Origin of the sequence: Enterococcus spodopteracolus (assembly GCF_030441955.1) — a bacterium.
Classification (GTDB): Bacteria; Bacillota; Bacilli; order Lactobacillales; family Enterococcaceae; genus Enterococcus_B; species Enterococcus_B spodopteracolus.
In genome coordinates, this window is sequence record NZ_JARJHD010000005.1 from 146,883 (window position 1) to 158,740 (window position 11,858).

An 11,858-nucleotide genomic window follows, 5' to 3' on the forward strand; every position below is an offset into this window, starting at 1 on the left:
TCCACTCCTTTACATTTTCAACATACTTTCGTACGGTGTAACATAACAAACACGGTCTCTTACTTCAATGATCAAAACCTTTTCGCCACGTCCAATCATTTTCTCTTGGGGCGTATAAAAACAAGCAGGGCGACTGATTGAACCAGTCACACTTTTTAATTGGATTTCTCCCATTCCCTGGATCGGTATCGGGGTCACCACTGTCGCGATTTGACCTTCTAATGTTTTTTCAGAAGTTGATAGCGTCGATTCTGCGTGCTTCATCGGCATCAAGATATAAAAATTCAACAAAAAAACTAAAACGGTTGCAATAATCGCGCTGATCACGAAAATCACTAACGAGGACTGGTCGGTCAAGGATTCACCTAAATAACCTAATAAACTGGTAAAAGTCAACCAGGGAACGATCAGCATCGGATCAATAGGTCCATCAAAATCAAAGACATCTCCAAAAATAACAAGTAATACTGCAACCCCAGCGCATATGAGTAAAACGTACCAGTAAATCGTGATGATTGCGATTCCTCCTATCATCTCATTCGCCTCCTTTGTGTACAAGATTATCATATCATACTAACCTATATAATTAACCTACTTTGGATAAAGTTTTCACTTTTAGTCCGCTTGGTTTTGGATTATACTAACATAGGAGGTGAAAGAATGAAAAATTTAAAAAAACTATGGGGTACATTGATCTCTATAGTTGTTTTTGGCGCAATTGGCTTTATCGGAATGGATCGAGTGAATGTAGAACAACCAATCTCAAGGGATTACAGTGAATCTAGTTATACTGATTCAATCGATAGTGAATCGGGTGTTTCCACTGACCAACGATCAAACATGAGTACATATAGTATGGAATCTTCTGATAAACCAGTCGAAAGTACAAGCAAAAGTGAAACTACTATCACAAGTAGTATACCTAACTCATCTGAACCAAGAAATAACGGCTTACCTCAAGAAGAAGACTTAGCACCGACTGGAAACAATCCTGGGCCACAAGAATTAGGAACAGCTTCCTTTGATATCGCTGAGCTCTCAACAAACAAAGGATGGATCGAGTATCATGAACTTGATCGATTAGGACGTCCCACTGGTGCGGATGCCTTATTGGAAAAATCAATGATCAATACAGGAACCAGCGCAAACCGTGAGATCCGTCCTCCTGGATTTATTTCTGGACCCAGATATGATCATTCTCGCGGACATCTGATTGCTAAACAGTTTGGTGGTAGTGGCGACGACGAAAGAAATCTAGTTACTCTGTTTCAATTTCCAGTCAACGATCCTTACATGAACTACTATGAACTAAAAATCCGTAAGGCGTTGAATCAAGGTGAAACTGTACGCTATCGTGTTACTCCACATTATGTTGGCGATGAACTCGTTCCTGAAAGTATCGAGTTAGAGGCAAAAGGAACAGGCAATAATCCAACGATTGATTTTACGGTTTTGATACCAAATAAAAAGTAGGTGAAACGATTGTTTGAACAATTGAAGCAAAATCGTACATTAGAAGAAACACTCACATGGCTGGAAGAAAACGAGCTGTTCGATTATGAGGAACTTGTGTTTTTCCCTTCTTACCAACATTTCAAAGCTAGTATTCTGCGAACAATCCATTATACTTCCCTGGATGAAGCGGATATCGCGAATCTCCTTTCATCCTTTCACTTGGTTGCTCGCACGATCGATGGTGATTATCTCTTAGCAAATGAAAAAGCGGTTTGTTTGTTTCCGCGCTCTCACCAAAAAGAAGAAATCAAGCGATTTAATGGGAGTTTTGCCGATCTACTAATAGGATACGCAAACTCTTCGAAATCGATTGTCGAATTTTTTAACTTTTCTACTAACTAAGGTTGCTCGTATTAACAATGACAGAATGGGCTTTATATTTGAACATTTAACAAAAAACGTATCGCGCATGTTTAGGTATATGAAACAAAATATTGTACAAAAAAACGTCCGAAATGATCATTCTCATTTCGGGCGTTTCTACTAACTTATTTTATAAACTAGTTTCTTCTTCCAACGTTACTTGGGTTTAGTGTGAATAAAGAGCACCTAGTTACTTTGGTATCTTTATATGTTTTATTTCAACAATATGAATGATCAAGCACCTACCCTGTAACTTCTAGCTGATAAAACATATTTTTCAATTTCTACTAAGAAGAATAAAAGCAATCCAGGTAAAAGACTGATGACGACTTCCGTACTGGATAGTAGGTTTGTTCCTAAAGCTATTCTTAATGGGGGGAACCAGATCATCGCGGCTTGAAGCAAGATCATGATCCCAATCGAATAAAACAATGCGGTATTTTTCCATAATCCTCTATCTAAACTAAATTCGCTAATCCTACGACAATTGATCATATAGAAGGCTTGACCAAACACCATCGCATTGATCAACACCGTCTGACGTGCATCGTTTGAGACATATTCCATCGCAGTTAAGCCCAAGATCGTCAAGATCAACCCTACATATAAAATGCGCATTAATGCATATCGTGACAAAATCCGTTCATTCAATGATCGTGGTCGTCGACTCATCACTTGTTTTTCTGCCCGTTCAAATCCTAAAGTATAGGACAAGGTGATCGAAGCAACTAGATTCAACCATAGGATTTGCACAGTCGTCAAAGGTAATGGGTAGTTTCCGATCAATGAGAAAAGTAACAATAACCCTTGCGCCAAACATGTTGGTAAATAAAAGAGAATCGTTTTCTTCAAGTTGTCGAATATCCGACGTCCTTCTTTGACTGCATAAGCGATCGTCTCAAAATTATCATCGACTAAAACCATATCTGCTGCTTGCTTACTAACATCGCTCCCTTTAATTCCCATAGCAATCCCGACGTCAGCTTTTTTCAATGCTGGTGCATCATTTACACCATCGCCGGTCATCCCAACAATTTCATCTTGCGCTTGTAAATAAGAAACGATTGCCAATTTGTGTTCTGGTGTCGTTCGCGCAAATACATCGTTTTCACTTACTGCTCGTTGCCATTGTTGCTCTGACAGTTGATTCAGCTCTTTTCCTGTGATTGCTGTTTGATGATTTTGCAATCCTAGTTGTTTTGCGATGGCTTTCGCTGTCAGTGGATGATCGCCTGTGATCATTTTGACACGTATTCCAGCTTGTTGCATCGATTTCACTGCTGCGATTGCTGACTCTTTTGGTGGGTCGATCACACCGCATAAGCCAATCATTGTCAATGCTTCATCCAGTGCATCATGAGATAAGTCTTCATCGCTGATTTCTTTCATCGCAAAAGCTAACACACGTTGCCCTTGACTCGCTAAATCCTCATTTTTCTTATGCCAACGTTTTTTATCGATCGATTGGCTCATACCTCTAGCATCCATTTGTTGTCCCGCTTTTCCGATCAATACATCCGGTGCACCTTTTACGAACAAGATATGCTTCCCATTGATCTCATGAACAGTCCCCATGTATTTATACGCTGAATCAAAAGGAATTTTGGCAATAGGTGAATGGATCATTGCCTGTTGCGTATTTGTATAACGTAATAACGCAAGTTCTGTTGCATTTCCTGTTTCAGGACACTCCCCATCTGCTAATTGTGTTTCTTGACAATTATGCATTGCTTGTAACAAATATTCTTCGACTTTTGTAGGTGCTGCTTGTGCAAATGATTCAGGCGTATGCCAATCATTTAATGTCGCTATTTGAACTAAAGACATTTCATTTTTTGTCAATGTCCCTGTCTTATCTGAACAAATGACCGTCATCGCACCTAAAGTTTCTACTGTAGGCAATGTTTTTACGATGGCATTCTTCTTTGCCATTCGATTCACGCCAATCGACAAAATGATCGTTAAAATCGACGGCAGGCCTTCTGGAATCGAAGAAACGATCAAAGCAATGATCGCCGTAACAATATAGCCCCATGTCATGCCATAATAAAAATACGAAACAAGAGCAAGCAATAAAATCAACGCACTGATTCCTTTGAATATACCTGTATTCATTTCCTTGATTTTCTTCAATAATGGGGTTTCTTGTTCTTCAACAGTTGATAAAGAATGACTGATTTTACCGATTTGAGTATTCGAACCTACTTCAACAACTACACCTAATCCATTGCCAGATTCAACTTTTGTGCCCGAAAAAGCCATATTTATTTGTTCAGCTAATTCTGTATTTTCAGGTAAGCTCTCAACCGTTTTACTGACAGAATGTGTTTCTCCTGTTAAAATCGCCTCATCCACTTGTAAATTGAAAGATTCGATGATCCGAACATCTGCTGGTACGATATCTCCAGCAGTCAAGACTACTTGATCCCCGACGACCAAGTCTGCTGGATCGATTTCTCTTTTTTTTCCATCCTCTAAAATCACTGCTTTATCACTCAATAATCCTTTGATACTATCTAAAGAAGAAGCTGCTTTTCGTTCTTGGAAGTACCCGATCATCGCATTTAGAAAAACAACTAAAAAGATCATGCCACCTTCCATCAATGCACCAGTTGCTACTTTCAATATCGCTGCACCTAATAAGATGTACATCAACGCATCATGGAAATAAGATAAGAATTTTTGCCATTCTGGTGTTTGATCTTTTTCTTCCATTTTATTTTTTCCATATTTTTGTTGACGTTCCAGCCGATCACTCTCTGTGATATATTCTGTGACTTGAACTTGTTTGATTGTTTCTTCCGTTGACTTATTATACCATTCCATACTTTTTATCCTCCAACACTGACTAATCTATAATCAGATTACAGGTTAGAGTAACTCTAAGGTCAAGGGTTTAGTGTAAATAATTTAAAAATACTCGCTTTTTTGAATCAACTAATAGTAAAATGAGGGACAGATATAAACTATAAATAAAATCAAACGGAAGTGAATCGATTGAAAATCAATGAATTAGCAAAATTATATGATATTACCCCACATACTTTACGTTACTATGAAAAAATCGGTTTGATCCAACCAGATTATGACGATAACGGTTATCGAAATTATTCGTACAAAGAATTAGAACAACTAAATACGATTCGCGATCTGCGATATTTTGATGTCTCTTTACCTGAGATCGTCGAATATCTGAATAATAAAAATATCGATCGAACAAAAGAACTTTTACGATTTGAAATTGATTCTTTGCATCGTTTGATTGCAGAATCAAAAGAAAAAATTTCCTTATTAGATGATCGCTTACAGTTAATCTATGAAGTAGAAGATACTCCATTCAATCAACCGATCATGATGGAACATCAGTTACGTCAAGTAATCAAACACGATGAAATGACGACTAGCGATGATGTTGATTACGCATTGAAGCAGCTGCATAAAAAATATGAGAAACACCTCAGTGCCAACAATCAAAATTTATTTGGAAGTATCTTACATGAAGAGTCAGATCCTTTTGCCTATCAAGTCTTTTATTTTTATCCAGAAACTGCCTCTTTGATCAATGAGGTGTCCACGTTACCATCCGGGAAATACTTGACCTACACTTACCAAGGAGCCTATGAGCAACAAGTCACAGGCATTCAAAAATTGAAAAAATATGCACAAACACATCAACTAGAATTAAAAAGTCCATTTTATGAACTCTATCTTGTAGATTTCCATGAAACCAATGACCAGAATGAATTTATTACACGCTTAGAAGTATTGATCTAGTAACCAACTATTTATCTAAAAAACACCACAAAAAAACAGCCAAAAGAGAGTAAAGCTAAGAGTTGCTTCTTCCTTTTGGCTGTTCATTTATTCTTTTTTACGCATGATAACGTTCAATACCATCTAAATAAGTGGCATCTAAGGTCATGTCAGGATTCAAGACGATGAAATCAGCATCTCTTCCTTTAGCAATCTTTCCACATGTATCGTCGATTTTACAGCTAACTGCAGGAACGTACGTAGCCATCATGATTGCTTGTTCTGGTGTAGCTAAGCCCCAATCTACGACATTTTTGATTGCTTCTTTTAATCTTAGGATACTTCCAGCTAGATTTCCAGATTCTAAGCGAGCCGTTCCATCTTTTACGACTACCGGGAACTCACCTAAATTGTAGTTACCATCAGGCATCCCACCCGCCATCATGCAATCCGTGATCAGAGCCACATGTTCATGTCCTGCTTTTTCCATCAGGATCTGTGCTGCATTTGGATGGACATGGTGACCGTCACAAATTAACTCAGAAAATACGTGATCCAATGATAATAATGCGCCGACCATACCTGGCTCACGATGGTTCAAGCCGCGCATCCCGTTAAACGCATGAACAAACACGCTTGCACCTGCTTCAACAGCTGCTTGTGCTTCATTGATCGTTGCATTACTATGACCTAAAGCAACTACAACGCCTTCATCTGTCACTTGTTTTACAAATTCTTCTACACCTGCGCGTTCTGGTGCTAATGCGATTTTTTTGATCAATCCGCCTGAAGCTTCTTGCCATTCATTAAAGACTGCCAAATCGGGGTCGCCAAAATAACTTGGGTTTTGCGCACCTTTATGCTCTTCTGTAAAGAATGGTCCTTCAAAATAGATCCCTTTGATTTTAGCCCCAGGAACTTCATGGTACATTTTTCCAATCGTCTCTGCCACATCTCTTAGACGTTCTTTACTAGAGGTTAATGTTGTAGGTAAAAAGGCAGTTACCCCACAAGATAACAAGCCTTCTGACATAGCTTTGATTCCTTCTGCGTCATTATCCATAACGTCGTGATTCATAAATCCATGAATATGTGTGTCTACAAGTCCAGGGGCAATCCATTTACCGCTTTGATCAATGATCGTTACTTCACCAGCTGGTTTTTCTGAAAGATATTCGCCAAAAAGCCCATCAGTGATTTCAAGATATCCAGTGTTTTTCACACCAGATGCTAAAAAGAATTTGTCAGCATAGATATAAGTTCTCATTCTATTCTCTCCTTTGATGATCTACCTTTAAATTACTCTTATTTACGAAAGAAGTCAAGAATGGTCTACACCATTTATATACTTTTAGCAATCTTTTTTACTGCTTGAGCTAATTCTTCATAAAACAATGCTTTTGATAGTTCATTTTGCTGTTTGTAAATCAAACTTTTTAGAATAAATAAATCATTTAAATAATAATAACTATTTTTTTCTTGTGCCCAACGAATCCCTTGATTCACTTGTTCAAGAGCTGCTTGGCGTTCTCCTTGATGAAATAGAAAACTACCATAATTATAAAAAATCTGCGTCAATTCGCTTTTGTTGTGCTCGTTGATCGTATCATGCAAGAGTTGGACACTACGACTTAAATAATATCTTGCTTCTGTACTTCTCCCTGCAACCCCATAGACTTTACCAATACAGCTGATCAATTGAATCTCGATATCACAGACATGTGTCCGATCTTTTTGGCTGGAGTAAGTCAATGCTTCTTTCAAGTAACTAAGTGCCTTTACTAGGTTTTTCCTTAATGTAAATTCACAAACACCTAAATAATAATAATACCGTTGAAAATCCTCAGCTGAATAGAGATTCTCTGTCACCTTCGCTGATTTTAGTTCTTGTTCTAATTTACGATAATCTCTTTTTAAAAAGTATAGATCCAGAAGATCAAACTGTCTAGTTGCTGCTCGAATCTTGTCCTTGGATAAGTTCATTACATAATCGATCGTTACACCAAGCCTGTGACAGATCTGAGCCATCACTAATACATTTGGTAACTCTTCGTTATTTTCGATTCTACTCAGCACACTTTGAGAACAAATGCCTTGTGAAAGCATTTGTTGAGTCATTTTTTGTTCTTTTCGGATTTCTTTGATGATCGTACCAAAGGAATCGACTAATGCTTCCATAAGTATCCCCCTCTCAAAAAAAATATGCGTATTCGCATGACTACATGTATTGTACTTGACTACTTTGTAAACTTCAAGAAAAGTCCAATAGCAATGAATCATTTTTCAAAAATTGACATTAAAAAAAACGCCTCGGTATCGAGACGGCTTTTAAATGAAGTCGTATTTACTTTATAAAAAAGTTGCCAATCACATCGTTTTTACTACTCGTTGGCTATTACTCGAAACTGGTTATTCGCAGGTGTTAAATGGGAATAAACCCCAGACAAAAACGGTTGATTTAGTGAAGTAAGCAAACGCCCATAAGAATCGTTGATTCCAATTTTTATAGTGATTCACTTACTTCATAAAATCTTGATTTGTCCCATCAGTTACTCGCTTACGCTTAAAGCTACCTACTTAATATGCACCACAGCCAAAATATGACAGTTCCTATCTTTGTTGATAGGTTGTCAGGAATTCACGCATTTTTTTCGCCGTTACTTTTAGATCGTCTAATTTTGGTAAGTAAACGATTCTGAAGTGGTCTGGATCAGGCCAGTTAAAACCACCTCCGTGAACAAGTAAAATCTTATGCTCGTGCAGAAAATCTAATACGAACTGCTCATCATTGGTAATATTGAAGCGTTTCGTATCGATTTTGGGAAAGATATAAAAAGCTGCTTTCGGCTTAACTGCTGATAATCCAGGAATATCATTGATTGCATTATAGATGTATTCTCTTTGTTCATAGATCCGTCCACCTGGCAATAGCAATTCATCCACACTTTGGTAGCCCCCTAAGGCAGTTTGGATGATTTGTTGTGACAGGACGTTTGAACAAAGACGCATAGAGGAAAGCATATTCAACCCTTCAATATAGCCTTTTACATTTGATTTGTCACCACTCAACACCATCCAGCCGACACGGAATCCCGCCACACGATGTGATTTAGATAGGCCATTCAATGTGACAACGAATAAATCAGGTGCTAAAGTCGCAATCGGGATATGCTCTAAGCCGTCCATCACTAAACGATCATAGATTTCGTCTGAATAAATGATCAATTGATGTTCTCGTGCGATTTTCACGATTTCTTCTAATAACTCTTTCGGATATAAAGCTCCTGTTGGATTATTAGGATTGATGATCACGATTGCCTTTGTCCGACTGGTAACTTTAGATTTGATATCCTCAATATCTGGATACCATTCGGCTTGTTCATCGCATACATAATGAACTGGTTTTCCCCCAGCCAAAGAAACAGAAGCTGTCCATAAAGGATAATCTGGCATTGGCACTAATACTTCATCGCCATTGTCCAACAGCCCTTGCATACACATCGTGATCAGCTCACTGACCCCATTACCAGTATAGATATCATTGATCGTCACATTTGGAAATTTTTTCAATTGACAATACTGTTCAATCGCTTTTCGTGCAGAAAAAATCCCTTTTGAATCCGAATAGCCTTCTGAATCTCTGGCATTCATGATCAAATCACGGATCACTTCATTTGGGGCCTCAAATCCAAATGGTGCTGGATTTCCCGTATTTAATTTTAATATACTGATGCCCTCTTCTTGCATTCGTTCGGCTTCTTCAAGAACCGGTCCGCGGACATCGTAACTTACGCCTTCTAATTTGTTGGATTTTTCAAATTCTCTCATAGTGATCCAATCCCTCGTTTCAAAAAAGTTAGAAATTTCTGATTATACTCATTTATTTCCATATCATACTCCATTCATCTGGATTTTGCCACCGTTTTAAAAAAATCCTAGATGAAAATCAACTTTTTTGCTTTTATTTCTCATGCCGATCATTCCAAAGATTTGCTGCCCAATCCATAGCGATCCCGATGATCACACCTAGGAATATCCCCATGGGCAATTGTCCGAATGCAGATCCAATGATAATGCCTGCTACCATTCCTAAAATTGAAAATTCCCCATCATATTTATTCATGATTTTCCTCTTTCTTATCTTGACATCTATTTCGTTACTCGCTATGATTAAAGTGTTGTTTCTTGCAGACGTGATGGAACGGCAGACATGCCACTATTCTATAGTAGGCTTGTAAAGCAGATGTGTTGGAACTGGCAGACAAGCATGATTGAGGGTCATGTGAGCGCAAGCTCGTGTGGGTTCGAGTCCCATCATCTGCATATAATTATGTTCGTAAAGTGTCCGAACTTTGCGAACTTTTTTATTTCCTCAGAACTTTCTTCTACTGTTATATGATATGCATTGTTTATATCAATAATCCAACATCCTATAAGGGTATAGAACCTGTAGTAAATTAGCTTTTTCTATGTATGTTATCTCCATAATATGATTGTATAACCTTTTACACTCCTTGCCCTTTTTTCCACTTGACAATAGTTGATTTAAGATGAATATCATTTTTGGAACTATTTATAAAAAATGAAATTATTCAATACCGATAGGTTCTAAATTTAATTTCTGATACAATGAATTTATAAAATTATTGAAAAGAGGAATGGATATGGGTTTGTTTAGCAGCAAGGCAGATAAAGAAAAGGCGAAACGTGAAAAAGAAAATCGCAAAGCTGAAAACGAAAAAATACTAGAATACTTTAAGAACCATAGTGACTACAACGTTGGCGACATGTATTTCGATGATAAACATGGTAAAATTTTTATAAAGAAATCTCTTACAATGAACAGATCACAAGCTGTATACAATTACGATGAACTAATTAGCTACACTCCTATATTTGAAGGTGGAAAAATAAAAAAACATCACGGCATTACTCGTGCAATAGTTGGTGGAGTTATAGCTGGTCCTGTTGGTGCTGTTGTTGGAGCTGGGACTGGTGGAAAAGAATTCGATACTATTAAGCGATTAGGTTTTATTCTTCACCTTACCGAAAACCGTTCTCAAAACTACATGCTTATTATTTCAGAATCTAAAACAGACAGTTTCTTAACAAAGTCTACATTGGAAGATTATAACAACATAGCAGCTAAACTAGATCAAATCATTTCTTCAAATACTAAAGAGTCCTTTCCCTCTGGAAGCGATGCCGATGAGTTACGAAAATTCAAAGGCCTTCTTGACGACGGAATAATCACTCAAGAAGAATTTGATGAAAAGAAAAAGGAATTGTTAGGTTAATAACTTTGAGCCTGTTCAACAGGCTTTTTTCTTTACCTTCTGTTCGCTTTACAAAAAGAACGTAAGTTCGTAAAATCGAACAAGGGGGAGAGAAATGATAATCCACGAAGAGGTAATGTTGTGGTTCTTTCATGATCCAAAGAAAAAATTTGAAAAAGAACTATATAAATACTGGAATTCCGAAATTGATTTCAAACTTGTAGAAAATAAGCTGTTAATCCACTTATACTAATCAAATAAAAACTATTTTATGCTACCTGCTTCTAAGACAAAAAATAATATGAAAGTATATTTTTTATTCGATATTGTCACAGATGTTCCTAATACAAAATTGCAGCATCGAAGGTATGATTTTAAGAAACGTTTGTTTTTAAATCCTGTGCTGGTTGAGTTGGCATGAGTAGCTGCCTATTCAATTAAAAAAACACCCGCTCCAAAGAGCGGTTTGTGAAAAAGCATTGTTGTTAGGTTGATACAATAAGGTTACTATCTTTTTATCAATTATTCAACTTATATAATCATTTTGTTGTCTAAATTACGTATGTTATAATTAATAAAGAGAGTATCGATATGCACGCTGTAGACTTCCCCAAAAGTTTTAGCCATCGATACTCTCTTTTCATAATTACGCCTACAATTAGTTTAAGGTTAACCTAATGTTAATGCAAGCGTTTTGTTTTTATGTTTTTAAGATTTTTCTATAAAAAAAAGACCCACTCCGGAGAGTGGGCGGGTATTAAAAAACGAATTCTTAGTATTGAGGATAACTTAAGGTTACTATGATTTTATTTATTGTTCAAGTTATGTGCTTTTCTTATCGCTTGTTCTCTTATAATGGTTAGGTGCCGATTGAAGATTTGAGCGAGTTACTACAATCGATTAAAAAGCAAAAATTCTCTGTCTAACTAAGGAGTTGACTTCTAGTATTTT

General features: G+C 37.1%; 11 protein-coding genes, 1 tRNA gene and 1 pseudogene. 7 read left to right on the forward strand and 6 right to left on the reverse strand.

Going from position 1 to position 11,858, the window contains the following annotated elements:
* Window positions 1–9 precede the first annotated feature (9 nt).
* Window positions 10–534: an NfeD family protein gene (locus tag P3R27_RS08640; protein WP_034690200.1), complete on the reverse strand. Its 525-nt coding sequence runs from the start codon at window positions 532–534 to the stop codon at window positions 10–12.
* A gap of 126 nt (window positions 535–660) precedes the next feature.
* On the opposite strand from P3R27_RS08640, the gene P3R27_RS08645 reads away from it, so the two are divergent.
* Both P3R27_RS08645 and P3R27_RS08650 read left to right on the forward strand, forming a co-directional pair.
* The gene (locus P3R27_RS08645) at window positions 661–1,473 is read left to right on the forward strand and encodes a DNA/RNA non-specific endonuclease (protein WP_034690202.1); all 813 of its coding nucleotides are present in this window, start codon (window positions 661–663) and stop codon (window positions 1,471–1,473) included.
* A 9-nt stretch (window positions 1,474–1,482) separates the two neighbouring features.
* Window positions 1,483–1,857 (forward strand): hypothetical protein, encoded by a 375-nt coding sequence (locus P3R27_RS08650; protein WP_034690204.1) that lies wholly within the window; start codon window positions 1,483–1,485, stop codon window positions 1,855–1,857.
* Window positions 1,858–2,112: 255 nt separating this feature from the next.
* Here P3R27_RS08650 and P3R27_RS08655 read toward each other — a convergent pair whose 3' ends face one another.
* A complete protein-coding gene (locus P3R27_RS08655) occupies window positions 2,113–4,704 on the reverse strand; it encodes an HAD-IC family P-type ATPase (protein WP_034690206.1) in 2,592 nt (863 codons plus the stop codon).
* Window positions 4,705–4,875: 171 nt separating this feature from the next.
* Here P3R27_RS08655 and P3R27_RS08660 point away from each other — a divergent pair, with 171 nt between their 5' ends.
* A complete protein-coding gene (locus tag P3R27_RS08660) occupies window positions 4,876–5,652 on the forward strand; it encodes a MerR family transcriptional regulator (protein WP_034690208.1) in 777 nt (258 codons plus the stop codon).
* 97 nt (window positions 5,653–5,749) lie between these two features.
* On the opposite strand, the gene nagA is transcribed toward P3R27_RS08660, so the two are convergent.
* Both nagA and P3R27_RS08670 read right to left on the reverse strand, forming a co-directional pair.
* Window positions 5,750–6,898, reverse strand: a complete 1,149-nt coding sequence (gene nagA / locus P3R27_RS08665) for an N-acetylglucosamine-6-phosphate deacetylase (RefSeq protein ID WP_034690210.1) — start codon at window positions 6,896–6,898, stop codon at window positions 5,750–5,752.
* A gap of 74 nt (window positions 6,899–6,972) precedes the next feature.
* Entirely contained in the window at window positions 6,973–7,809 is an 837-nt protein-coding gene (locus P3R27_RS08670) for a helix-turn-helix domain-containing protein (protein WP_010735706.1), read from the reverse strand.
* 154 nt (window positions 7,810–7,963) lie between these two features.
* Here P3R27_RS08670 and P3R27_RS08675 point away from each other — a divergent pair, with 154 nt between their 5' ends.
* A complete protein-coding gene (locus tag P3R27_RS08675; protein ID WP_161633744.1) occupies window positions 7,964–8,101 on the forward strand; it encodes a hypothetical protein in 138 nt (45 codons plus the stop codon).
* Between the two features lie 140 nt (window positions 8,102–8,241).
* Here the strand turns inward: P3R27_RS08675 and P3R27_RS08680 are convergent, their stop codons facing one another.
* Together P3R27_RS08680 and P3R27_RS08685 are read right to left on the reverse strand one after the other, a co-directional pair.
* Complete coding sequence (locus P3R27_RS08680) at window positions 8,242–9,459, reverse strand: pyridoxal phosphate-dependent aminotransferase (RefSeq protein ID WP_019724414.1); 1,218 nt, start codon at window positions 9,457–9,459, stop codon at window positions 8,242–8,244.
* A gap of 133 nt (window positions 9,460–9,592) precedes the next feature.
* Window positions 9,593–9,754, reverse strand: a complete 162-nt coding sequence (locus P3R27_RS08685; RefSeq protein WP_164546237.1) for a hypothetical protein — start codon at window positions 9,752–9,754, stop codon at window positions 9,593–9,595.
* A 116-nt stretch (window positions 9,755–9,870) separates the two neighbouring features.
* Between P3R27_RS08685 and P3R27_RS08690 the strand changes: the two genes are divergently transcribed.
* The 3 genes and pseudogenes from P3R27_RS08690 to P3R27_RS08700 all read left to right on the forward strand — a co-directional run bounded on the left by P3R27_RS08690 (window position 9,871) and on the right by P3R27_RS08700 (window position 11,328).
* A tRNA-Leu gene (locus P3R27_RS08690) sits at window positions 9,871–9,954 on the forward strand.
* Between the two features lie 335 nt (window positions 9,955–10,289).
* Window positions 10,290–10,928, forward strand: coding sequence for an SHOCT domain-containing protein (locus P3R27_RS08695; protein WP_175401336.1), 639 nt, complete (start codon window positions 10,290–10,292; stop codon window positions 10,926–10,928).
* Between the two features lie 94 nt (window positions 10,929–11,022).
* Window positions 11,023–11,328, forward strand: a pseudogene (locus tag P3R27_RS08700) (DUF5960 family protein).
* The last annotated feature ends 530 nt before the right edge of the window (window positions 11,329–11,858 follow it).